The organism is Shewanella amazonensis SB2B, from assembly GCF_000015245.1.
Lineage (GTDB): Bacteria > Pseudomonadota > Gammaproteobacteria > Enterobacterales > Shewanellaceae > Shewanella > Shewanella amazonensis.
Window position 1 is genome coordinate 2,661,773 of the sequence record NC_008700.1, and the last position, 23,470, is coordinate 2,685,242.

Here is a 23,470-nt window from a genome sequence, read left to right on the forward strand (position 1 = left end):
GATCAACGCAGCGAAGGTATTGCCGATTCGAGTTTGAGCAGACTCGCCTTCATTTTCAATCCCCATGCATAGCCAGTCAGAGCCCCGCCCTTACCTATCACTCGGTGGCAAGGAATGATGATTGCCACCGGATTGGCGCCATTGGCCGCCCCAACGGCCCGCACCGCCTTTGGCCTGGCGATTTGAAGGGCTATATCCGAATAACTGGCCGTTTCGCCCCAGGGAAGGGTGAGCAGCGCCTGCCACACGGCCCGCTGAAACTCGGTCCCTTTGGGGGCGAGCGCCAAATCAAACTGATGGCGCTTACCTTCAAAAAACTCGGCAAGTTGCGAGCATGCCGCCTGTAAATGTCCTTTTGCCCGGGTGACGGCTTGCTCTGAGTGATACACTGGCACATCGTTAAAGGGAGCGGCTTTGAGCGTCATTAAGCCATTCTCGCTCGCCCCCAGCCACAGGGTGCCCACTGGACTTTCCAGCGTACAAGTCGCCGCCATCGGCGCGGGTGCGTGCAGTTTGCAACTATTATTGGCGATTCGCATCATGGTGCCTCTTTATGAATTAATGGGTTTCCAGGGGGCCGCTCAAAACGGTTATCTTTGGCCGGTTATTGCTTCGCGTAAAATCGGCTTGATATATCGTCAGATGAACGCTTACGGCCTCAGGTCGATTTTTTAGATTTCTGTGTGCCACAGCGCCAGGGTGAGATAACTGCCCCAGGGAGAAACGTCACTTTTTAGCCTATCAGGCACCTTAGCCCAACCCATGGCGGTAAGTTTTTGCTTTACAACCAAATCACCGACCAGCAACACATCCGGGTCCGACAATCCCCGCATGCGGGCATAACTCACGGTCCAGGGGCCTATTCCTTTTACAGCGAGCAAAGTGGCATCATCGGGCACGGGATCACGGCTAAAGAGCGCCGCCATGTCCCGCAGTGCATTTTTCCGGCTTCCCGGCATTTTCAGGCTTTCGAGCGTAGCCGACGCTACTTGTTCAGCGGTGGGAAATACCCGGCAACGCCTGCCTCCCAGCTCGACTTCAGGCGTGGTTTCTGCTGTCAGCAGACCCAAGAGCCTTGTTGCCTGCACAAGGCTTACCTGTTGCCCCAAAACCGCACGGCACGCGGCCTCAAAAAAACTGCCTGCCCCCGGCAGTGTCATGGTATTGAGCACCACACCCTCGGGCATGTGGCCCTGGATATGTTCATGAATGAGGGAAAGGTTGGCGTCGATATCCAGTACCCGCTTGATTTCAGCAAGCCATTGGCTGAGCGCACTGACTCGCCCGCCCGGAAAGATACTAACCGCCAGGGCATTTTTACCCGCCAGCAAACAAGCCTCAAACCAGCCCGCATCGCCCGCAACCATGAGGGTACGGCCGTAACAGGGCTCACCTGCATCGTTAAAAAACCACTCGGCTCCGGGAATGGCCCGCGCCATAAAAAAGGCTCTGAGCCGCATAAAATCGTAAGGGGGCCTGAAACTTAACTGCAGACAGATGCCACTGTCCTTCACCTTGCTGTCGGCACGGATGGCGCTTGGCGTTAACGAGAGTCGCTCACGGAACACTTCGTTGAATCGCCGCACCGATCCAAATCCAGCCGCAAAAGCCACATCGGTAATGGGCAGTGACGTTTGATGTAAGAGCGCTTTGGCCAGCAGCAGGCGGCGATAGTCACCGTAGGCTTTGGGCGACATACCCAACTGCTCACCAAATAGCTTGCGAAGATACCGGCTGCCAACTCCTACCCTCTCGGCGAGGCTTTCCATCGCCTGAGCCTGGGTTTGAGCCGGTTGGTACGTTTCATCGTCAGTTGCATTTAATGCCCCGGCATCTATGAGCGCCATGGCCCTGAACAGAGTCGTCGCAGTACCACGCCAGGGCGATGAGCCGGGCGCCGACTCGGGACGACACCTCAGACAAGGGCGTAAACCCGCTGCTGCAGCCGCCTGAGCAGAGGCGAAATAGCGGACATTCTCCTCCTTGGGAGCGGCGGCCGGACAGATAGGCCGGCAATAGATGCCAGTGGAAAACACGCCGGTAAAAAACAGGCCGTCGAAGCGGGCGTCGCGGCTCATGCGCGCCCGTTGGCAAATTTCCGCTGAGGGCAGTTGTTGGAACACGGCAAAACCTGGATAGGGTAAATGTAAAATCACTTTACCTGAGCCCAGGGGTATCAACCAGCGGAAATCGGCCCTCAACCCAAATCCGGTATCCCCCTTCGGATTGTTATTTGAAAATCAGCATAATCTGAAACAGAAATTAACCATCACCCTTTTCTTAATTGGGATATGCTGTGGCGATTGTTAATGGAATCCAAGAATTATGATTAGACTCTTTCAACTTTTTGAGCGCTGGACTCCAGCATTACCGGACACAGACGCGACCAAGCCACCCTCTGGCTTATTCGCTTTTTGTAGACACTATACGCGTGGATTTGAAATACCACTGATCAGCATGTCGCTGCTGACAGCGCTGCTTGCGGCGCTTGAAGTATCGCTTTTTGGTTTTATGGGGCAGTTGGTGGATTGGCTGGTGAATAAAGACCCAGCTACCCTGCTGCAGGACGAAGGCAAAACGCTGCTTGGCATGACGTTACTGGTACTGGTGGCAATTCCGCTGTTGGTGCTACTGCACGCCCTGATTGCTTATCAAAGCCTCCTTGGCAACTATCCCATGTCTATCCGCTGGCTGGCACACCGCTACCTGCTCAAGCAAAGCATTGGTTTTTATCAGAATGAATTTGCAGGCCGGATTGCCACCAAGGTGATGCAGTCAGCGCTCGCGGTGCGTGAAACCGTGATGAAGCTGCTCGATGTCGCCGTGTATATTCTGGTGTACTTCACCTCGATGCTGGTGATCATAGCCCAAAGCGACTGGCGATTGATGATGCCGATGCTGGTATGGCTGTGTTTCTATGTGGCACTCCAGTGGTATTTCATTCCCAGACTGAAAAGGGTATCAACCGAGCAGGCAGATGCCCGCTCAACCATGACAGGCCGCATTGTCGACAGCTATACCAATATTTCCACCGTGAAACTCTTTTCCCATACCCAGAGAGAAGCGGACTACGCCCGTGACGCCATGGGCAGCTTCCTGGACACTGTATACCGGCAAATGCGTTTGGTGACCGGGCTTAATGTCAGTGTACAGGTCATCAACTACATGTTGGTGTTCGCCGTTGCGGCAATCGCCATTCTGTTATGGACAGAGCAAGCCATCACCATAGGTGCCATCGCCATCGCCGTGAGTTTGGCGCTGCGCCTCAATGGTATGAGCCAGTGGATCATGTGGGAAGTGAGTTCACTGTTTGAAAACATAGGCACTGTGGTGGATGGGATGAATACCCTCTCCAAACCGACCCAAATTGAAGACGCGCCGACTGCAAAGGCTCTGCAGGTCAACAATGGAGCTATTCACTACAAAGACGTGAGCTTTCATTATGGCGAAGGCAGCGGTGTGATTGACGGACTTGAGCTCAATATTCGCCCCGGTGAAAAAGTGGGACTCGTGGGCCGCTCTGGCGCAGGTAAATCCACCATGGTGAATCTGTTGATGCGCTTTTATGATGTGGAGCGCGGCGAGATACTCATCGATGGTCAGCCCATCAATGAAGTGACTCAGGACTCGCTGCGGGCTCATATCGGAATGGTGACCCAGGATACCTCGTTGCTGCACCGCACTATTCGGGAAAATATTCTCTACGGTCGCCCGGATGCGACAGAAGATGAGCTCAATAAGGCTATCGACAGGGCTCAGGCAAGAGAATTTATCGAGCAGCTCAGTGACCCATCCGGTAACCACGGTTTGGATGCCATGGTGGGCGAACGGGGAGTAAAGCTCTCCGGCGGACAGCGTCAGCGCATTGCCATCGCCCGGGTACTGCTGAAAGACGCACCTATTCTGATTTTAGATGAAGCCACCTCGGCACTGGACTCAGAAGTAGAGGCGGCCATTCAGGAAAGCCTATATCAGCTAATGGAAGGGAAAACTGTGATTGCCATTGCCCACCGTTTATCAACCATTGCCGCCATGGACAGACTTATCGTGCTCGATGAAGGCAAAGTCGTAGAGCAAGGCAGCCATAAGGAACTCGTGGCTCACGGCGGTATATACGCTCAGCTGTGGGCCCATCAGACCGGTGGTTTCCTCGGGACTGAGTAGCCTTTATCCAGTCCATCAAAGGGCACAAAGCAACTGTGCCCTTTTTTATTGTCTGTCTGTATCCAATCCTATTCCTTCTAATCACACTCAAGCCTGGCTCATATTACAGATGTAGAGAGTCGCGACATGGAAATGTAAGACAGGACAGTGAACAGGCTGGTGCCTGGATTAGCTATCACCTTGGTGGCGCGAACCGCTGGAGGCAGGACGATACCAATTCCCGGTATCAAAGGTTCAGTATCAAATTTTCAGTATATTCACTGCTCAAACGCTGTAATTGAAAGCGCCTGGAAAGAGTAATTAGTGGGGTATGAAGAATGCTGACGAGATATGTACGTCAGAAAACAAAAAACCACCCTAGGGGTGGTTTTAAATTTGGTGGAGCTACGCGGGATCGAACCGCGGACCTCTTGCATGCCATGCAAGCGCTCTCCCAGCTGAGCTATAGCCCCGAAATCTTCGCTGAAATGGCAAAAACTTCAGAAAATGTGGCATCCCCTAGGGGATTCGAACCCCTGTTACCGCCGTGAAAGGGCGGTGTCCTAGGCCTCTAGACGAAGGGGACCCCGGACTCACGATTAACGCCGTGAACACGTATTTGGTGGAGCTACGCGGGATCGAACCGCGGACCTCTTGCATGCCATGCAAGCGCTCTCCCAGCTGAGCTATAGCCCCGAAATCTTCGCTGAATTGGCAAAAACTTCAGAAAATGTGGCATCCCCTAGGGGATTCGAACCCCTGTTACCGCCGTGAAAGGGCGGTGTCCTAGGCCTCTAGACGAAGGGGACCCCGGACTCACGATTAACGCCGTGAACACGTATTTGGTGGAGCTACGCGGGATCGAACCGCGGACCTCTTGCATGCCATGCAAGCGCTCTCCCAGCTGAGCTATAGCCCCGAAATCTTCGCTGAAATGGCAAAAACTTCAGAAAATGTGGCATCCACTGGATACCGCCGTGCCATCTTTGATAGCGCGGTGTCCCACCGCCCGAAAGCTTTAGAACAGAAAATGTGGCATCCCCTAGGGGATTCGAACCCCTGTTACCGCCGTGAAAGGGCGGTGTCCTAGGCCTCTAGACGAAGGGGACCCCGGACTCACGATTAACGCCGTGAACACGTATTTGGTGGAGCTACGCGGGATCGAACCGCGGACCTCTTGCATGCCATGCAAGCGCTCTCCCAGCTGAGCTATAGCCCCGAAATCTTCGCTGAAATGGCAAAAACTTCAGAAAATGTGGCATCCCCTAGGGGATTCGAACCCCTGTTACCGCCGTGAAAGGGCGGTGTCCTAGGCCTCTAGACGAAGGGGACCCCGGACTTAAGTGTTTAGACTCGCTTAAAAGAGTGTGGCATCCCCTAGGGGATTCGAACCCCTGTTACCGCCGTGAAAGGGCGGTGTCCTAGGCCTCTAGACGAAGGGGACCCTGGACTTAAGTGTTTAGACTCGCTTAAAAGAGTGTGGCATCCCTTGCGGGATTCAAACCACTGTTACCGCCGACTCTCTATATAAAAAGAGTGGGCGGTGTCCTAGGCCTCTAGACGAAGGGGACCCTGGACTTAAGTGTTTAGACTCGCTTAAAAGAGTGTGGCATCCCCTAGGGGATTCGAACCCCTGTTACCGCCGTGAAAGGGCGGTGTCCTAGGCCTCTAGACGAAGGGGACCCTGGACTTAAGTGTTTAGACTCGCTTAAAAGAGTGTGGCATCCCCTAGGGGATTCGAACCCCTGTTACCGCCGTGAAAGGGCGGTGTCCTAGGCCTCTAGACGAAGGGGACCCTGGACAGAGAAGTTTGGTGGAGCTACGCGGGATCGAACCGCGGACCTCTTGCATGCCATGCAAGCGCTCTCCCAGCTGAGCTATAGCCCCTTGCTTCTCTTACTGCATTTGAGTGTGCTGCCAGCGCTGCTGACACCGTGTCTCGACTGCGTGGCGCATTCTATGCAGCACACCAAAATGTGTCAACGCCTTTTTTAGGAATTTATCCTATCTGCTACAAAATCAACCGCTTTGGAGATTCTTTGCTCAGAGCGGGCTTTTCCTATGAGTTCCAAGGTGATATCCAATCCAGGTGACTGCCCTGCCCCGGTCACGGCAACGCGCAGTGGCATGCCCACTTTACCCATACCGACTTCCAGTTCAGTTGCTGTCTCTTCAATGGCTTGATGAATTGCTTCGCGAGTCCACTCAGTCAGGGCAGCCAGTTTCTGCTGAACCAGTTTCAAAGGCTCGAGTGCCACACCACGCAGATGCTTTTTGGCCTGGTCGGCATCGAATTCTTCAAAGTCTTCATAGAAGTAGCGGCTTGATGCAGCCAGTTCTTTCAATGTTTTGGCGCGCTCAGACAACGCAGTCACCACGTCGGCAAGGGCCGGACCATTGCTGGTATCGATACCCTGATCCTTCATGTGCCACTCAAGGTGCTTGGCCACATACTCAGGATCCAAAGCTTTAATATAGTGCTGGTTCAGCCACAGCAGTTTTTCGCTGTTAAAGGCAGAGGCGGCCTTGTTGATGTCATCGAGACGGAAAAATTCCACCAATTCATCCATGGAGAAGATTTCCTGATCGCCATGGGACCAGCCCAGACGCACCAGATAGTTCAACAAGGCTTCTGGCAGATAACCGTCGTCACGGTACTGCATCACACTCACAGCGCCGTGGCGCTTGGACAGCTTGGCACCATCATCACCCAGGATCATGGAAACGTGGGCGTATTCAGGAATAGGTGCACCGAGTGCTTTGAGAATATTGATCTGACGTGGGGTGTTGTTGATATGGTCTTCACCGCGCACCACGTGGGTTATGCCCATGTCCCAATCGTCCACTACCACGCAGAAGTTGTAGGTTGGGCTGCCATCGGTACGGCGAATGATAAGGTCGTCCAGCTCTTCGTTGGCAATTTCGATACGGCCACGCACGTGGTCATCAAACACCACACTGCCTCCCTGAGGATTCAGGAAGCGCACTACATGAGGTTCACCTTCAGCGCGAGGGGCGGCGCCGCGGCAGCAACCATCATACTTCTGACGCTCACCCTTGGCGGCCTGCTCTTCACGCACGGCTTCCAGACGCTCTTTGGAGCAATAACATTTGTATGCCGTACCGGCCTTGAGCATTTGATCGATAATTTCGTTGTACCGGTCAAATCGCTTGGTCTGATAGTAAGGACCCTCATCCCAGTTCAGGTTCAGCCATTCCATTCCTTCCAAAATAGCGTCTACTGCTTCTTGGGTTGAGCGCTCAAGGTCGGTATCTTCGATACGCAACACAAACTCCCCCTGATTGGCGCGGGCGTGAAGCCATGAATACAGCGCTGTACGGGCACCACCAACGTGCAGGAATCCAGTGGGGCTGGGAGCAAAACGGGTTTTTACAGTCATAGGGGACACTAACCTATTAGCAAAGGGCCATCGGGCCTTAAGGGTCAAAGTGGCAGTATTCTACCAGTGTATTGGGCCGTTGGAAAATGGGCTCATGTCCGGGTTATGAGGGTAAAGATACGGGGATTCAAAACTTCACGGCATGAAATCCGCCCCGCTTATTCGACAATAGACTGAGCCCTGTTTAGGGCTGTCGGTACTTTTATTCTATGCTCAGTGAAGATAATGACAGGAATATCCCATGGCCAACGTCAGTCAATCCGCTTCGCTGGACAGCATCGCCGCTTATCTCAAGCGCCTGCACGGCTGCGATCAGGATACAGCACTTAAAGAAGCCAGAGAGGTCTTGCATAACCTGATGGCCATGAGGCAAAAGGGATTTATTAACGGCTGGTATTTTGATGAGCGCGGGCACCTCGAACTGCTGCCGAGTGATGCCGTACAAAAACACCTCTCGCCGCCGAAATAAGCCCACCTTTTTAAACGGTGCAGCTGTCTCCTTCCGATGCGCAATTTGGGTGGATTTCCACCCATCCAGGATTTTAGTGTGAGCGGCTACTCACCCACACCATTCCACCATGTGCGACAGATCACTGATTTAACCACTTCATTACCAATGAGTTAAAGCAATGTTAACCATATTGGCCTACTCTTTGCCTTGTCTTTAACAGACCTCAAGGGAAATCACAGCTGTATCCCGAGGAAAGATACGCAATAACAACTCAAGGGAATTCAAAATGAAAGTATCAAAACCAGCGACCCTGCAATCTCTCTTTACCCTAGGCAAAGCCAGCCTGCTGGCAACCGTGCTGGGATTCAGCTTCGGTGCAGTCGCCGAACCGGTAGAAATCAAGTTCTCCCACGTGGTAGCGGAAAACACCCCCAAAGGCCAAATGGCGCTCAAGTTTAAAGAGTTGGTGGAAAGCCGTCTTCCCGGTGAATATAAGGTGAGTGTATTTCCCAACTCACAGCTCTTTGGTGACAACAACGAACTGGCGGCACTGCTGCTGAACGATGTACAGCTGGTAGCGCCATCCCTGTCCAAGTTCGAGCGCTATACCAAAAAACTGCAGGTATTCGATCTGCCCTTCCTGTTTGAAGACATGGATGCGGTGGACCGCTTCCAACAGAGTGAAGCTGGCCAGCAACTGCTGAACTCTATGAGCCGCAAAGGCCTGGTTGGTTTGGGCTATCTGCACAATGGGATGAAGCAGTTTTCGGCCAACAATGCCCTGTCACTGCCAGGCGACGCCGCCGGTAAGAAATTCCGCATCATGCCTTCCGATGTGATTGCAGCGCAGTTTGAGGCCGTGGGTGCCATCCCGGTGAAAAAGCCGTTCTCCGAAGTCTTTACCCTGCTGCAGACCCGCGCCATCGATGGCCAGGAAAACACCTGGTCCAATATCTATTCCAAGAAGTTTTATGAAGTACAGACTCACATTACCGAGAGCAATCACGGCGTACTCGACTATATGTTGGTCACCTCTGAAACCTTCTGGAAGAGTCTGCCCAAGGACAAACGCGAAATCATCAAGCAGTCCATGGACGAAGCCGTTGCCCTTGGGAACAAACTGGCTCTGGAAAAAGCCAACGAAGATCGTCAGCTCATCCTCGACTCCAAGCGTGTTGAGCTGGTGACCCTGACCCCCGAGCAGCGCCAGGCCTGGGTTAATGCCATGCGTCCTGTCTGGTCACAGTTTGAAGACAAGATTGGTAAAGACCTGATTGAAGCCGCCGAGTCTGCCAACAAGCCGTAAACCCGTTTGGGGCACCAAGGTGCCCCGCTTTTGTTACTCAATAACCAGGGATGACGCTGCCACAGGGACGGTGCAGATATTCCGGGGAGAGCATCAGTGATTTCTCGTATTTTTGGTTACTTTGAAGAAGGCGTACTTAACCTTCTTATCACCCTCATGACACTGCTGGTATTCATGGAGGTCATTGCCCGATTCTTCTTTAATACCGGCTTTTTGTGGATCCAGGAGCTGACCCTCACCTTTTGTGGCTGGTTTGTTCTCTTTGGCATGTCTTATGGCATCAAGGTCGGCGCCCATATCGGTGTGGATGCCTTCGTCAAAAAACTCAAGCCTGGTGCCAGGCGCATTTCGGCGTTGCTTGCCGTGAGTATCTGCCTGATTTATTGCGCCATGTTCCTCAAGGGCACCTGGGATTACCTGTCGCAGATTTATCACATCGGCATTGGCATGGAAGATTTGGACGTACCCTCAGTGTTAATGAAACAAATGAGCGAAGACTTTGCCTGGGATGTGATGCGCATCGACCCCGAAGACCCCGCAATTCCCCTTTGGATAAGCCAAAGTATTCTGCTGCTTGGGTTTGTGATGTTGACCTGGCGCTTTCTTGAACTGGCAGTGGCCATTTTTCGTGGCACTTCCAACGGTTTCAGCTTCCATGATGAGGCCAAAGAAAGTATGCACCTGGCTGATGAACAGTCCGGCGCCAACGACAATAACAATGACGGAGCCAAGTCATGACCATAGCCACGCTGTTTTTAACCCTGTTCCTGTGCATGCTGCTCGGTATGCCCATCGCCATCGCGCTGGGATTTTCGAGCATGCTGACCATATTGCTGTTTTCCAACGACTCTCTGGCATCAGTTGCCCTTAAACTCTACGAAGCCACCTCAGAGCACTACACCCTGCTGGCGATCCCCTTCTTTATTCTGTCGTCTGCGTTTCTCTCCACCGGTGGCGTGGCACGGCGAATTATCGATTTTGCCATGGACAGTGTCGGCCACATTCGCGGAGGCCTCGCCATGGCGTCGGTGATGGCTTGTATGCTGTTTGCCGCGGTATCGGGTTCGTCTCCTGCCACTGTCGCGGCCATTGGATCTATCGTGATTGTGGGCATGGTACGCGCAGGCTACCCGCAAAAGTTTGCCGCCGGGGTGATTACCACCTCGGGTACACTGGGGATCCTTATTCCTCCCTCAATCGTGATGCTGGTGTATGCGGCTGCGACCGAGGTGTCGGCCGCACGTATGTTTATGGCAGGACTCATCCCCGGACTCCTGATGGGTGTGCTGTTGATGGTGGCCATTTACATTGTCGCCCGCATTAAAAATCTTCCCTCCCGCCCCTTCCCCGGCGTAAAAGCCCTGTCGCTTTCCAGCGCCAAGGCCATGGGCGGATTGGCACTGATTTTCATCGTGCTGGGCTCCATTTACGGCGGTGTGGCGAGCCCAACCGAGGCGGCGGCAGTGGCCTGCGTGTACGCCTATCTGGTCGCGGTGTTTGGCTATCGCGACATAGGCCCACTCAAAGAGGTGCCATGGCGCAAAGAAGGTGAAGCCATACTCGCTGCGATAGTTCGCAACCTGCTTCACGTGGGGCTGGGGCTCATCAAGACCCCCACCGACAAAGAAATCCGCAACGTGGTAAGGGATGGCGCCAAAGTCAGCATCATGCTGCTATTTATCATCGCCAATGCCATGCTGTTTGCCCACGTGCTGACCACTGAGCGGATTCCGCACATCATCGCTGAAACCATCGTCGGCTGGGGTCTGCCGCCCTGGGGCTTCCTGATTATTGTGAACCTGCTGTTGCTGGCGGCCGGAAACTTTATGGAACCTTCAGCCATTCTGCTTATCATGGCCCCCATTTTGTTCCCCATCGCCGTGCAGCTCGGTATCGACCCGATTCACCTGGGGATCATCATGGTGGTGAACATGGAGATCGGTATGTTAACGCCACCGGTGGGGCTGAATTTGTTTGTGACAGCTGGCATCACAGGCCGCAGCATTGGCTGGGTCATCCATGCGTGCCTGCCTTGGCTGCTGTTGCTGCTGGGCTTCCTGGTACTCATTACCTATGTGCCGCAGATCAGCCTGTTCCTGCCGGAGTACCTCGACAGCCTGCGAGGGTTTAAATAATCCCTGGCTGCACTGTTGATCCAAAGTGTATTTTAAGCGAGCCTAAGCCATAGATTTACTATGGCTTTTGCCTTTTTGAGAACCGCCGTACATGCAGATGACAGCGCAAATTCATCGACGCCTTCGTTACACCCTGCTCGCCCTCGTAGGCCTGGTGGGCGTGTTATATCTGACCTGGAGCTGGCATGTACGAAGTGGCGTGTCAGATCTGGCCGACACCTCCCGCGCTCAGCTGGGTGAGCTGGTCAGCCTGCTCGATGGCATGCTGTCGCGCTTTGAAACCATTCCCCACGTGTTGTCGACCAACCCCATGCTGGCCGATACCCTGCTCAACCAACGCGACATGGACAAGGTCCACAGACTCAATAAATACCTCGAGGAGCTAAGGCATATTACCGAGGCCTCCGACATTTACCTTATCGATGCCCTTGGGGTTGCCGTTGCCGCCAGCAACTGGCAGCAATCCTATTCATTTGTTGGTCAGGATTATTCGTTCAGGCCTTACTTCACCGAGGCCATCGCCGGGCGTCAGGGCAATTACTATGCGGTGGGAACCGCTTCTGATAAGCGGGGCTATTACTTTTCTTTTCCGGTGGAAGACAGCGGCACAGTACTTGGCGCCATCGTGGTGAAACTGGACGTGCTGGACATTGAAACCCAGGCCTCAGGGGTCGCACAGGCGGGTCAGTATGACTTTATTATCACGGATCCCGATAACATAGTCTTTGCCTCCAACAGGGCCGAATGGCGACTTACGTCACTGGGCCCCTTCACCGACAGCAAACGCTACGCCCTCAATGCCAGTAAAAGGTACGCAAAGCGACAAATCACAGAGCTGGATATTCATCCGGCTTACAAGGGGGTCACCGAAGGCGTCAATGCCTATCGGATTGGCAGCGGGCTCAAAGCAGCAGACTATCTCGACACCTCAACTGCCATGATCAAGGCAGGTTGGCGTGTGCACGTATTGACGCCACTGGCACCCGTGTATAGCTCCTTGTCGCAGGTGCTGCTGCTGTCTGCCACCTGCTATGGTCTGCTGCTGCTTTTTACCCTGCTGCAGCGGGAGCGTCGCCACAGCCTGGCCAGAATGCAGCAATCCCGCGATGAGCTGGAACAACGGGTGAAAGAGCGCACCGCCGAGCTTGAAGCGGCAAACACCCAGCTCAAAGATACCCAGGATGAGCTTATTCAGGCCGCCAAGCTAACGGTAGTCGGCACCATGTCGGCCAGTATCAACCATGAGCTCAATCAGCCGCTGGCGGCCATTCGAAGCTATACCCAAAACACCCAAACCTTTTTGGAACGGGATATGCCCGGCCGTGCCCGAGAAAATCTGGCGATTATTCTTGAGCTTACCGACCGACTCGCCGACATTGTCGGCCAATTTAAAAGCTTTACCCGCAAAAGCCAGGGCAAAGACGGCGTGGTTATGCTCGCCAACTGCTTACAGCAGGCCCTGACCATAGTGCAGCCCGAACTGGACAAACAAAAAGCCCAACTGACGATCCACTGTGAGGATGAATCCCTCAAAGTCTGGTGCGACGGCACCCGCCTGCAGCAGGTGCTGGTTAACCTCATCACCAACGCCCTGAATGCCATGTCGCAAAGCCCGGTGAAGCGTCTGTCCATCAGTTTACTCGGGGGCGATCCCGTCACCATACGCATCCAGGACTCAGGCCCCGGGGTGCGTGACAGCCTGATGGAAAAAATCTTTGAGCCCTATTACACCACCAGCGAGCGGCAGGGGCTGGGGCTCGGGCTGTCTATTTCGCGCCGTATTATCGAATCCATGCAAGGGGATATCCGGGTCGCCAACGCGCCTGAGGGCGGTGCCATCTTCGATATCACTCTGCCCGCTTATTTAGCCGACAAGGGACAATATGAGTCTTGAAACCCTGACAAACATCCAGGTGCTTATCGTGGATGATGAGCCCCATATCGGCACTGTGCTGATGCAACTTTTTGAGCTGAATGGCTTGAATGCCGAGGCCACCACAGATCCTCACCTGGCGATTAGCCTGATTGACCGCGATTGGCCGGGTGTAGTGATTACCGACGTCAACATGCCTGGCATGGATGGCATTTCGCTGCTGGCGCAATGCATCCGGATAGATGCCGACCTGCCTGTGGTGCTGCTGACCGGTTTCGGCGACATCGCCATGGCCGTTAGCGCGCTCAAGCAAGGTGCCTACGACTTTCTCGAAAAGCCATTCAATAACGAGCATATGCTGGATGTGGTCAAACGGGCGCTGGAAAAACGCAGCCTGACGCTGGAAAACCGCAAGCTGAAAAAGCAGCTCGAGTCACACGCCATCCCCGGCCCAAGGATTTTGGGCAACAGCCCGGGCATAGTTCGGCTGAGAAACCTCATTGATATGGTCGTCAATACCCCGGCCGATGTGCTGATTGAAGGGGAAACAGGCACAGGTAAAGAGTTGGTCGCCCGCTGCCTGCACGACCACAGCCCGAGGCACCAGGCCAATTTTGTGGCAATCAATTGCGGCGCCATCCCCGAAAACCTGATTGAAAGCGAGCTCTTCGGTGCCGAAGCCGGCGCCTTCACCGGCATCGACAAGGCCCGGGTCGGCAAGTTCGAATTTGCCAATGGCGGCACCCTGTTTTTGGATGAAATCGAGTCCACGCCCCTGTCGCTGCAGGTAAAACTGCTCAGGGTACTGGAAGACAGGAAGGTTGAGCGACTGGGCTCCAACAAGAGTATTCCACTGGATATCCGGGTGGTGGCCGCCACCAAGGTGGACCTGAAACAGCTGTGCGATAAAGGGGAATTCCGCCAGGACTTACTCTATCGACTGAATCTGGTCACCATCCCTATTCCTCCACTAAAAGAGAGACGGGAAGATATTCCCCTGCTGTTTCTGCACTTTGCCCGCATTGCCTCGGCCCGTTATCACAAGGAACTTATCTTCCCCAGTGCCGAGCATCATGCCCGCATGACGGCCCACGACTGGCCGGGGAATGTGCGGGAGCTGAGAAACCTTGCCGAGCGCTATGTGCTCCTTGGCGCCGAGTCGGCATTTGCCGCCAGCCTCGGCGGCCATGCCCAGCTGCAATCCGGCATGTCCTTGAGTCAGCGGGTAGAGTTTTTCGAGCGCATGTTGATTGAAGAAGCCCTGAGTCACAATCGCGGCTCTATCAAGCAAACCATGGAGCAGTTGGAGCTGCCCCGCAAAACCCTGTACGACAAGATGCGCAAGTACGATCTGGACCGCAAGCACTACCTTAACGATACGCAGGAAGAGGCATAGCACCCTTGCCGCGACGCAGGGCAAACCAAGCAAAAACCGCAGTAACGCCAAGCACTATCAAAGAGCCATAAACAACGCCGGCCCAGCCAGCCTGATGCCAGAAAGGCATCAGGAAAGGCCCGCCAAGCGATGCCCCAAGGTAGTAGCAGCACAGGTACAGGGCCGAGGCTTTGGCTCTGTGGCCCGTGGCCCTGAGCGCAACCTGACTGTTACAGCAGGCATGGATAAGGAAAAAGCCGCAGGCACTGAGCAAAAAGCCAAGAATAATGGCGAGTTGGGTATTAAGCAGCGTCAGTACACTGCCGGCCACCATCAGCACCAGCGACAGCCCCAGCAAACCAGGCACCCCTAAATGTTTGATGGCACTGCCGGAGCGGTACGCGCTTAAGGTGCCGCTGAGGTAACAGAGGAAAATCAAGGTCACTTCAAAGCGGCTCCAGCCGAAAGGCGGCTCCAGCAAATGCAACTGAATAAAGCTGAATTGATTCACCATCACCATAAAGGCAAGTCCGCCAATCAGGTAAAACACCCGAAGCTGCGGATTACCTAGGTGCAAAATAAAACCTTTCCAGGGCCGCCCCGCACCGCTGCCCACCTTGAGCGCGTCATTGATTGGCTTTCTGGAAGCATCACTGAGAGGCGCCAAAAATCGATGGCTTATGACCACAGCCACCAGCGTGATGCCAGACAGCAGCACCACTGATGCAACCCAGCTCAGATGCTGAGCCATAAAGCCCCCCAGCAAACGGCCAATAATGCCACCGAAGCTATTGGCCGCGATATAAAAGGCCCCGGCCTTTATCAGGGCCGGTAGAGGCAATTTATCCCGCAGATACGCCATGGCAATGGCTGGCACGGCGGCAAGTAATATTCCCTGCAGCAATCTTAAGGAGAGCATCTGCGACCAGCTGTCGACCACCAGCATCAGCGGATTGGTGAGTGCCAGCAGCCACAGGCTGATAATCAGCGGCCTGAAACGGCCAATGGCATCAGAAATCAGTGCATAGCCGAGCAACGAAAATGCCAGTGAGAAGCTGCTGACGGAGAGGATAAGCGTGGATGCCCCAGGGCTGATGGCAAAGTGTTCGGCCAGCATGGGCAGCATGCCCTGCACCAGATACAGGTTGATATAAACCACCACTGAAGCCAGGGATAACCCGTAAATTAAGCGCCGCGCGTCGGCTCTGGATATTCTGCCGTTCACGGCGCACCTCAATACCAAGACTCTGATTGCTTCAGGGTAGCGGCGCGGCTAACATTAACATAATAGATATTTCATCTATTATTTATTGATATTTTTTATATTTAGCTAAGTAGCGGTAACGGATGGATATTAAGCAGCTCAACCACCTCATCGCAATATGCGAAACTGGCAGCTTTACCCGTGCAGCAAAGCGACTGTCACTTGCCCAGCCAGCCCTGAGCCAGAGCATCAAAAAACTCGAGCAGGAGCTGGGCGTCACCCTCATTGGCCGCAGCCAGGGCATGAATGACAAGGGCATCAAGCTCACCGCCGAGGGCCAGGTACTGCTGGAACATGCCAGACGCATAGTGAACCAACTCGGTCAGGCCAAGGCACAGATTCAGGCCATGGCCGACCTGCGTCAGGGTGAAGTCAGGGTGGCGGTTCCCGGCATGTTGGGCTCCTTTTATCTGCCGTCACGGTTGATGGCCTTTCGTCACCGGTACGGTGGCCTCAAACTGAGTCTGTTTGAGGGTGGCACCCGGGATGCGCTGCGGATGCTGGAGCAGGAAGAGGTGGATATTGCCATCATCACGGCCAAAGATCTGACCCCGGCGCTGAACTCTTGCCTGCTGCTGACCGAAGAAATGGTCGTGGCCATGGGCCATGAACACCCGCTTTGCGATAAAACCAGCGTCACCCTGGAAGAGTTTTTCGACCATGAGTTGGTCATATTCAAACCCGGTTACTTTCATCGGGAATGGCTGCTCTCCCAGGCAAGGGAGCTTGGGATATCCCCCACTATCGCCTTTGAAACCAACCTGATTAATCTTATCAAACAGGTGGTTTCTCAGGGCTTTGCCATTACCAGTGTGCTGGACATGGTGATATCTGCCAAAGATGAGATAGAGAAACGGCCTTTTAACCCGAGGGTATTTCTGGACCTGCATATCGCCTGGAAAAAGAAACGTCCACTGGGTCAGGCCGACAAAGCCTTTGTCGAGTTTTTGCTGGCCAACAAATAAAAAAGCCCGGCGCTGCCGGGCTTTTTTTTAACAGCAATCACTTACATTGGCTGCTGTTTCAGTACCGCTCTATCCAGTTTCACACGTTCAACTTGTGAGTTCTGCTTCAGCTTGTCCAGAAGGGCTAAAAGATCGCTCCCCTCACTCGCCGCCAGAATCAACAGTTGGGTGTCATTTTGCCAATCGAGTCGAAGACCTGCGTCAGCAGCAAAAGTAGCAGGAATAACACCTGGCTTGACTTTAACCACAAACTTTCCAGTCAAGGTAGCGAATGGCTCACCTTCTTCAGTGACGAGTTGCTCACCCTGGATCAATCGTTTCGCCTTCTGAACACCCTTGTCAGTCTTCACATAAAAATTGTCGTTCAGTCCCAAAAAATCGGCTCTGGTAGCATTTTGTTGATACTGATCACTACTATTTTCAAAAGGATTTTTATCATGGGCCATTGCTGGTACCGCCAGCAGAGTCACACCTAGGGCCACCATTATTGCTGAATACTTCATCTGTTACTCCTTAAGAAGCTACCTTGGCCTTATGACCATGAAAACGAATCGACCACCCCTTCAGCATGCCATTACTTTCGTTTGGAATACTGATATAGCCTCTGTCATATTTTAGGAACCGGTACTCGCCACTGTTCACGTCTATCAGCTTGATAGTCCATTCTCCCTTGGCGGACTCGCCATAGAAGGCATTCGACAGCATGGGGGTTGCATCATAACCGGTGACCAGATCGCTTGGGTCTGTCGGATCCATCACTCCCTGATATACCATGCCGTTGTAGGGGGTCATCAACACACTGCGGGTACCGGCGGGTGAAATCAGCTCTACCGCCAGGTCTGGCAGGCGAAGATGATCGGCAGTCAACTCAATCTGAACAGCTTCAACAATCAAGTCTTCTGCCACATCCAAGGAATCAGATACACCGCTCAAGCTAGCGTCGGGAATGACTTTATCGAGATCCGCTTCACTGGCAATCCAGTCAGTGAGCATATAGTCACCCAAATCTGCCTTGTAATCTTGGGCCATCGCCACCGCAGCACTCACATCGACACGACCAAAGCCATATTCGTTGTGGAAATGATATCCGGCAGCATTCTCCAGCCACGCGGGAATGGCTTCATACTCGGGCGCATCCGCTTCTGAACCAATGGCTACCGTTTTGGCAGGGATATCGGCATCAACCTTGGTCGAGGTCGCAGCCAAAATATGGCGTACATCGCGCCAGGAGAGGTTGGGATTGGCGCTCATAATCATCGCAACAGCACCGCTGGTGTTGGGTGCGGCCGAGGAAGTGCCATTCATGGTGGAGCGATAATCGCACTCAAGGTTCAATGGGTGCAGGCCGCCATCAAATGGCGTGGATGGTCTCTCATTTGCGACAGAACTGCCCTTATCACAGCTGACCCGATCGGTGGTCACAATCGCGGGATCATCGACACCATATTCACCACCAGGTGCGGTGAGAAATACGTTTGAACCCACAGAAGAGTAACTGGACCGCTTGCCTTCGGCATTGATAGCAGAGACTACCAGGTTATAAACGTTGGCATTGTCCGATGACATATTGGAGTTATGGAAAGGCAACCCCTGATTTGGCGCCTTGCCTTCTTTTGGCGCGCTGAAGTAGTCACCAGGTAACCAAAAGGTCCCCATTGAACGATAATAGTCGTACCCGTTGCCAGCAGACTTCACAAAAATGCTGCCTTTTCCGTCAAAACTGTCGGTACCTATGGCTGCATAAACTTCGTTTTCATCTTCATCAAAACCGTGGGGGAAGGGTACCGAGTAACCATAGCTTTGGTTGAATACTCGGGCGGTATCGCTGTAAGCACTGGCACCATGAGATTTGGCAAAGTTTTCAAACGTCTGCACGCTCTTCACTTTTCCTGTGGGATCATGGTCCAAAAAGTTAAAACCAATCAGACTAGCTTCAGGAGCAACACCACGTCCACCAAGACCATTCCAGCCTTCAGCGGCAATAATACCGCCAACAGAAGTGCCGTGAGAGGCGCTATCGGCAAACGGAGTAGGATCAATGGTGCCGGTGATGAGATTGTATGAGCCACCAGCGATTACATTATTCTTAAGATCCGGATGACTTATTTCTAATCCATCGTCAACGACAGCAACAACAACACCCTTACCTGTCACACCAGAGGCAATAGCCTCACTGACATTCATGTCTTCACCGGCGACCCCGCGGTTTTTGGCAAATGCATTTTGCCCGGTATTTTTCAAATGCCATTGATGTTCAAACAATGGATCGCCACCATTAATTTGCACTGTCAGTGTTGAGATAGATTCGCTTTTGCCATCACTGACCTTAAAACGTACAATTTCAGTCCCTTCCATTGCATCAGTCAGATAACTGAAGCTACCTTTTTTGGCATCTTCAATCTTCAGGGTACCAAGTTTGACTTCAGTCGGGTCGACAAGAGAAAAGGTAATTCCACCTTCAGCATCTTTACCATCCAACACACCTTCCAGACGAATCGACTGACGAGCGTCATAGGTGACATCCTGGCTCACTGGCGCTGTATTCACAGGCTCTGGTTTTGCTTTGTTATCGCTACCGCAACCTGCCAATAAAACGGCAGCAACGCTCAGCGATATTATCGACTTATGCATACTTCACTTCCTTTTTTAAATAAAACGCCGTACCGCACATTTTAATTAATTGCAGTATTAGAATTATTAGTACAGCGTATCATTTTATTGTTATAACCCGGCAACAAACCTGGGCGAAATATATGTATCACATGCAACACAAAATAAAAAATTAAAATAACAATAAATATTTTCATATTTATTTAACAGTGCGTTATTCGATATATTCAAAAAGAGCTTAAATAAAATTAAAACTGACAAGCCAAATAATTACAACAGCTTAAAAAAGAACAGGATACTGTATGATTCACAGCATAACGTTCTAATTAAACAGCTAGTTACAAATAGGGAGTGAATTTAATCAGATAAGGATAATAAATTACACGAGGATGATTATCGCAAGTGTTTTAAAGCCGTACGAACGTACGGCTTTACGTTAACACATTATTGTGCGTCGGGTTGATTTTCCGGCAGTGCGTCTATAAACGCCTGAGTGGCATTACAGTGGGCCTCGATTCGAAGGATATTTGGATAATTATCCAGCGGTACATTAAACCGACGGGCATTGTAGACCTGAGGAATAAGACAGGCATCGGCAAGCGTCGGGCTATCGCCAAAGCAATACTCACCACTGTGGCGGGCAAGAAGCTTTTCAAATGCCGTAAAGCCTTCATGGATCCAATGGTGATACCAGGTATTTTTCACCTCATCACTGAGTCCCATATCACCACTGAGGTACTGCAGCACTCGAAGATTATTCAGCGGGTGGATTTCACAGGCAATGGCAAGGCACATGGCTCTGACCGTCGCTCTGTCGGTGGCAGACTCTGGCAGCAACGGCAACCCCAGGCCCGCATCTTCAAAGTACTCCATGATGGCCAGTGACTGGGTCAACACAGTGCCATCATCCAGCACCAGGGATGGCACCAGATGTTGGGGGTTAAGGGCTACATAATCGTCACTGTGTTGTTCACCGCCATTTTTCACCAGATGCACCGATAATTGCTCTGCATCCAGTCCCTTGAGGTTGAGTGCGATGCGCACCCTGTACGCCGCGCTTGAGCGCCAGTATCCATAAAGTTTCATGCTGTTCTCCTCTGCCTTGCCGGTCGCCGACATTCTACGGGCCACAATACACAAAACGGGGCCGAGGCCCCGTTTTTCATCACTCAAGACATCACGCCTTGTATTCAACCACCTGCTGATCGATGGCACCGAAAATGCTGTTGCCAGCATCGTCGAGCATTTCGATACGCACCCGATCGCCAAAGCGCATAAAGGGAGTGGAAGCTTTGCCATCGGCAATCACTTCCAGCATACGCTTTTCAGCCAGACAGCTTGAGCCGGCGCTGCGGTCGTAGTTGGAAATGGTACCTGAACCTATGATGGCACCGGCGCCCAGCGGGCGGGTCTTGGTTACATGGGCTACCAGCTGACTGAAGTTGAACGTCATGTCCACACCGGCATTGGGCTTACCAAAGAGTTCACCGTTCAGGTGAGTGATAAGTGGCAGATGCACCTTGCTGTCCTGCCATTTATCGCCCAGTTCATCCGGAGTTACGGCCACGGGTGAGAAGCTGCTTGAAGGCTTGGACTGGAAGAAACCAAAGCCCTTGGCCAGTTCGGCCGGGATCAGGTTACGCAGTGACACGTCATTCACCAGCATCAACAGCTTGATGTGTGATGCGGCGTTTTCGGCAGAGATCCCCATGGGCACATCGTCGGTTACCACGGCGATTTCAGACTCGAAGTCGATACCCCAATCTTCGCTGCCCATTTCAATATTGCTGCGTGGTGGAATAAAGCTGTCGGAGCCGCCCTGATAAAACAGCGGATCGGTCCAGAAGGTGTCAGGCATTTCTGCGCCACGGGCCTTACGCACCAGCTCAACGTGGTTTACATAGGCACTGCCATCGGCCCACTGGAATGCGCGTGGAAATGGCGACAGACACTTGGTTTCGTCAAAATCGACGGTGTTTTCAAGCTGACCGGCGTTGAGAGCATCGTACAGCTCGGTAAGCTGAGGGCTGAGCAGTGCCCAGGCATCCAGCAGCTGCTGCATGGTGTGAGCAATGGCGGGTACGGCAACGGCCTTGGTCAGGTCACGGCTTACCAGCATCAGCTGACCATCGCGGCGACCATTGTTATATGTGGCTAATTTCATTCTCTGCTCCTGTCCTCGCACCGCGCCATTGCCGGCGCGATACGGTTTTTAATGGCGTAACAAATACCCCAAGGCGCGAACCTTTGAAATAGCGTGACTCAAATCACAATTCGCGGGGGTTAAGTATCTTTTGTAAACTTTTAAATACAGCGAGAAGTGCCCCCTGATGGCATGCCCCTCTCCACTCAACACTGGTGATAAATTGCCCGGCTGGCTGGCAAATTCTTTTTACACCGTATCAGCGCTTCTTACTTATCTTATATTCCCGCAACTTGTTGGCGATGGCCGTGTGGCTTACACCTAACTTCTTCGCCAGCTGGCGGGTGCTGGGGTAAGCTGGATAAAGGCGTCGCAGCAAGCTGGACTCAAACTGACGCATGGCTTCGTCCAGAGTGCCTTCGAACTGGTTATCAAAGTAGCCAAAGCCTTCAGCGTAAGACGGCAATTTAAGCTGCTCAACCGTGAGCTCTGCCGAACCATCCCACATAGACACGGCGCGGAACACCGCGTTTTTCAACTGACGCACATTGCCCGGCCAGGCGTAGGTAAGCAAATGATCACGACAATTGGGGGAAATCCGCCGCATGGGGCTGGAGAGTTGCTGACTGTAATGCTCAAGGAACATTTCGGTAAGCGGAATAATGTCCACCTTACGCTCCCGTAGGGAAGGCATGTGGAAGGAAAGTACGTGGATACGATAGTAAAGGTCTTCGCGAAACTCACCCATCTGGCACAGTTCAGCAAGATTTTTCTGGCTGGAGCAGATGATGCGCACATCGGCCCTCACCTCTTCATCCCCACCAATGCGCCTGAAAGAACCTTCCGTCAGCAGTCGCAGCAGTTTCACCTGAGCCGCTTTGGACATTTCGGCGATTTCGTCGAGGAATACGCTGCCCCCCTTGGCCTCTTCGAACAGACCGCGCTTGACGATGTGACCATCACGCACAAAACCAAACAGTTCTTCCTCTGCCGCACTGTCGGGCAAGGCGGCACAGTTGATGGCAATAAAGGGGCGCTCACGGCGCATACTGGCATCATGGCAGGCTCTGGCCATCAATTCTTTGCCGGTGCCGGTTTCACCTGTGATGAGTAAGGGCGCGTCCAGTTGTGCCATGCGTTTGGCCTGTTTGAGCACTTCTTTCATCTTATCGCTTACGGCCAGTACATTTTCAAAGCCTGTGGTTTGGTTTTGCAGGGCATTGAACTGCTTGCCAACCCGGGCGGGGGATTTAAGCGACACCACGGCACCGGCGAGAATGCTCTTGTCATTTTCATCGGGCAGGTAAATGGGCAGCATCTCCGCCAGATATTCGTTCTGACCTATGTGGACACGGGTTGCCTGGGCAAGTACCTGGCTTTCACTGAGCCAGCGCCCAAAGCTGAAACCCTGGACCCAGTGGTTCAAAGATTCTTCCACCACCTCGTGCTCTTTCATACCAAGGGTCATCAAGGCCGATTCGTTGACGATGCGCACCCGGCCCTTCACATCGATGGAAAATACCGAGTCTGGCAGGGTTCTTAGCAGGGTTTTCAGCGCATAGTGTTCCTGCTCTGACGGCATAAAGGCCACGGTACGCACGTCGTGCACACTCTCGACCTTTCTAATCTGCGGCATCAGGGCACTCAAGGTATCGAAGCTGACTTCGGCAAACTGGAAATACAGGAACCCCCGGTTACTGGCATCGATGGCAAGCAAATTGATACCGTACTTTTCCAGTACGATAAGAATATCCTTGGCGAGCCCAACCCTGTCCTGACAACTCACTTCCAAACGCATATGTGA

Annotated in this window: 17 protein-coding genes and 12 tRNA genes; 8 read left to right on the forward strand and 21 right to left on the reverse strand. The window is 52.9% G+C overall.

All coding sequences use genetic code 11. The annotated features are described in order from the left end of the window. Positions 1 to 2 precede the first annotated feature (2 nt). Positions 3 to 542 (reverse strand): methylated-DNA--[protein]-cysteine S-methyltransferase, encoded by a 540-nt coding sequence (locus tag SAMA_RS11505; protein WP_011760317.1) that lies wholly within the window; start codon positions 540 to 542, stop codon positions 3 to 5. A 129-nt stretch (positions 543 to 671) separates the two neighbouring features. Next, positions 672 to 2,123: a DNA-3-methyladenine glycosylase 2 family protein gene (locus tag SAMA_RS11510; RefSeq protein WP_011760318.1), complete on the reverse strand. Its 1,452-nt coding sequence runs from the start codon at positions 2,121 to 2,123 to the stop codon at positions 672 to 674. Positions 2,124 to 2,325: 202 nt separating this feature from the next. Between SAMA_RS11510 and SAMA_RS11515 the strand changes: the two genes are divergently transcribed. Then, positions 2,326 to 4,164, forward strand: coding sequence for an ABC transporter ATP-binding protein (locus tag SAMA_RS11515; protein ID WP_011760319.1), 1,839 nt, complete (start codon positions 2,326 to 2,328; stop codon positions 4,162 to 4,164). 376 nt (positions 4,165 to 4,540) lie between these two features. Here SAMA_RS11515 and SAMA_RS11520 read toward each other — a convergent pair. The 13 genes from SAMA_RS11520 to gltX all read right to left on the reverse strand — a co-directional run bounded on the left by SAMA_RS11520 (position 4,541) and on the right by gltX (position 7,544). Next, positions 4,541 to 4,616, reverse strand: a tRNA-Ala gene (locus tag SAMA_RS11520). Between the two features lie 37 nt (positions 4,617 to 4,653). Beyond that, positions 4,654 to 4,729: transfer RNA gene (locus SAMA_RS11525), tRNA-Glu, on the reverse strand. A 34-nt stretch (positions 4,730 to 4,763) separates the two neighbouring features. Beyond that, positions 4,764 to 4,839, reverse strand: a tRNA-Ala gene (locus SAMA_RS11530). Positions 4,840 to 4,876: 37 nt separating this feature from the next. Next, positions 4,877 to 4,952, reverse strand: a tRNA-Glu gene (locus SAMA_RS11535). A gap of 34 nt (positions 4,953 to 4,986) precedes the next feature. Then, a tRNA-Ala gene (locus tag SAMA_RS11540) sits at positions 4,987 to 5,062 on the reverse strand. 114 nt (positions 5,063 to 5,176) lie between these two features. Continuing rightward, positions 5,177 to 5,252: transfer RNA gene (locus tag SAMA_RS11545), tRNA-Glu, on the reverse strand. Between the two features lie 34 nt (positions 5,253 to 5,286). Further along, positions 5,287 to 5,362, reverse strand: a tRNA-Ala gene (locus SAMA_RS11550). A 37-nt stretch (positions 5,363 to 5,399) separates the two neighbouring features. Beyond that, positions 5,400 to 5,475 (reverse strand) — tRNA-Glu (locus tag SAMA_RS11555). A gap of 36 nt (positions 5,476 to 5,511) precedes the next feature. Beyond that, positions 5,512 to 5,587 (reverse strand) — tRNA-Glu (locus SAMA_RS11560). Positions 5,588 to 5,750: 163 nt separating this feature from the next. Beyond that, positions 5,751 to 5,826: transfer RNA gene (locus SAMA_RS11565), tRNA-Glu, on the reverse strand. A gap of 36 nt (positions 5,827 to 5,862) precedes the next feature. Next, positions 5,863 to 5,938, reverse strand: a tRNA-Glu gene (locus tag SAMA_RS11570). Between the two features lie 16 nt (positions 5,939 to 5,954). After that, a tRNA-Ala gene (locus SAMA_RS11575) sits at positions 5,955 to 6,030 on the reverse strand. Between the two features lie 104 nt (positions 6,031 to 6,134). Continuing rightward, positions 6,135 to 7,544, reverse strand: a complete 1,410-nt coding sequence (gene gltX / locus SAMA_RS11580; RefSeq protein WP_011760320.1) for a glutamate--tRNA ligase — start codon at positions 7,542 to 7,544, stop codon at positions 6,135 to 6,137. A gap of 241 nt (positions 7,545 to 7,785) precedes the next feature. Between gltX and SAMA_RS11585 the strand changes: the two genes are divergently transcribed. The 6 genes from SAMA_RS11585 to SAMA_RS11610 all read left to right on the forward strand — a co-directional run bounded on the left by SAMA_RS11585 (position 7,786) and on the right by SAMA_RS11610 (position 14,705). Next, on the forward strand, positions 7,786 to 8,013 hold the full coding sequence (locus tag SAMA_RS11585) for a hypothetical protein (RefSeq protein WP_011760321.1): 228 nt from the start codon (positions 7,786 to 7,788) through the stop codon (positions 8,011 to 8,013). A gap of 268 nt (positions 8,014 to 8,281) precedes the next feature. Next, on the forward strand, positions 8,282 to 9,301 hold the full coding sequence (locus tag SAMA_RS11590) for a TRAP transporter substrate-binding protein (RefSeq protein WP_011760322.1): 1,020 nt from the start codon (positions 8,282 to 8,284) through the stop codon (positions 9,299 to 9,301). 96 nt (positions 9,302 to 9,397) lie between these two features. Further along, complete coding sequence (locus tag SAMA_RS11595) at positions 9,398 to 10,039, forward strand: TRAP transporter small permease (RefSeq protein WP_011760323.1); 642 nt, start codon at positions 9,398 to 9,400, stop codon at positions 10,037 to 10,039. Beyond that, positions 10,036 to 11,436, forward strand: a complete 1,401-nt coding sequence (locus SAMA_RS11600; RefSeq protein WP_011760324.1) for a TRAP transporter large permease — start codon at positions 10,036 to 10,038, stop codon at positions 11,434 to 11,436. The genes SAMA_RS11595 and SAMA_RS11600 overlap by 4 nt, the downstream gene beginning before the upstream one ends. A 91-nt stretch (positions 11,437 to 11,527) precedes the next feature. Beyond that, positions 11,528 to 13,330 carry a sensor histidine kinase gene (locus tag SAMA_RS11605; RefSeq protein ID WP_011760325.1) on the forward strand — a complete coding sequence of 601 codons (1,803 nt, stop codon included), beginning with the start codon at positions 11,528 to 11,530 and terminating at the stop codon, positions 13,328 to 13,330. Then, the gene (locus SAMA_RS11610; RefSeq protein ID WP_011760326.1) at positions 13,320 to 14,705 is read left to right on the forward strand and encodes a sigma-54-dependent transcriptional regulator; all 1,386 of its coding nucleotides are present in this window, start codon (positions 13,320 to 13,322) and stop codon (positions 14,703 to 14,705) included. Before SAMA_RS11605 ends, SAMA_RS11610 begins: the two co-directional genes overlap by 11 nt. Here SAMA_RS11610 and SAMA_RS11615 read toward each other — a convergent pair. Continuing rightward, positions 14,680 to 15,909, reverse strand: coding sequence for an MFS transporter (locus SAMA_RS11615; RefSeq protein WP_011760327.1), 1,230 nt, complete (start codon positions 15,907 to 15,909; stop codon positions 14,680 to 14,682). The genes SAMA_RS11610 and SAMA_RS11615 overlap by 26 nt on opposite strands. Positions 15,910 to 16,031: 122 nt before the next feature. Between SAMA_RS11615 and SAMA_RS11620 the strand changes: the two genes are divergently transcribed. After that, the gene (locus SAMA_RS11620; RefSeq protein ID WP_011760328.1) at positions 16,032 to 16,913 is read left to right on the forward strand and encodes a LysR family transcriptional regulator; all 882 of its coding nucleotides are present in this window, start codon (positions 16,032 to 16,034) and stop codon (positions 16,911 to 16,913) included. A 41-nt stretch (positions 16,914 to 16,954) separates the two neighbouring features. On the opposite strand, the gene SAMA_RS11625 is transcribed toward SAMA_RS11620, so the two are convergent. From SAMA_RS11625 to tyrR, 5 genes are all read right to left on the reverse strand, one after another. Beyond that, the gene (locus SAMA_RS11625; protein ID WP_011760329.1) at positions 16,955 to 17,416 is read right to left on the reverse strand and encodes a hypothetical protein; all 462 of its coding nucleotides are present in this window, start codon (positions 17,414 to 17,416) and stop codon (positions 16,955 to 16,957) included. Positions 17,417 to 17,426: 10 nt separating this feature from the next. Continuing rightward, complete coding sequence (locus SAMA_RS11630; RefSeq protein WP_011760330.1) at positions 17,427 to 19,544, reverse strand: S8 family serine peptidase; 2,118 nt, start codon at positions 19,542 to 19,544, stop codon at positions 17,427 to 17,429. Positions 19,545 to 19,967: 423 nt separating this feature from the next. Next, complete coding sequence (maiA, locus tag SAMA_RS11635) at positions 19,968 to 20,609, reverse strand: maleylacetoacetate isomerase (protein WP_011760331.1); 642 nt, start codon at positions 20,607 to 20,609, stop codon at positions 19,968 to 19,970. A gap of 91 nt (positions 20,610 to 20,700) precedes the next feature. Next, positions 20,701 to 21,687, reverse strand: coding sequence for a fumarylacetoacetate hydrolase family protein (locus SAMA_RS11640; RefSeq protein WP_011760332.1), 987 nt, complete (start codon positions 21,685 to 21,687; stop codon positions 20,701 to 20,703). 238 nt (positions 21,688 to 21,925) lie between these two features. Continuing rightward, positions 21,926 to 23,464, reverse strand: a complete 1,539-nt coding sequence (gene tyrR / locus SAMA_RS11645) for a transcriptional regulator TyrR (protein ID WP_011760333.1) — start codon at positions 23,462 to 23,464, stop codon at positions 21,926 to 21,928. Positions 23,465 to 23,470: the final 6 nt, after the last annotated feature.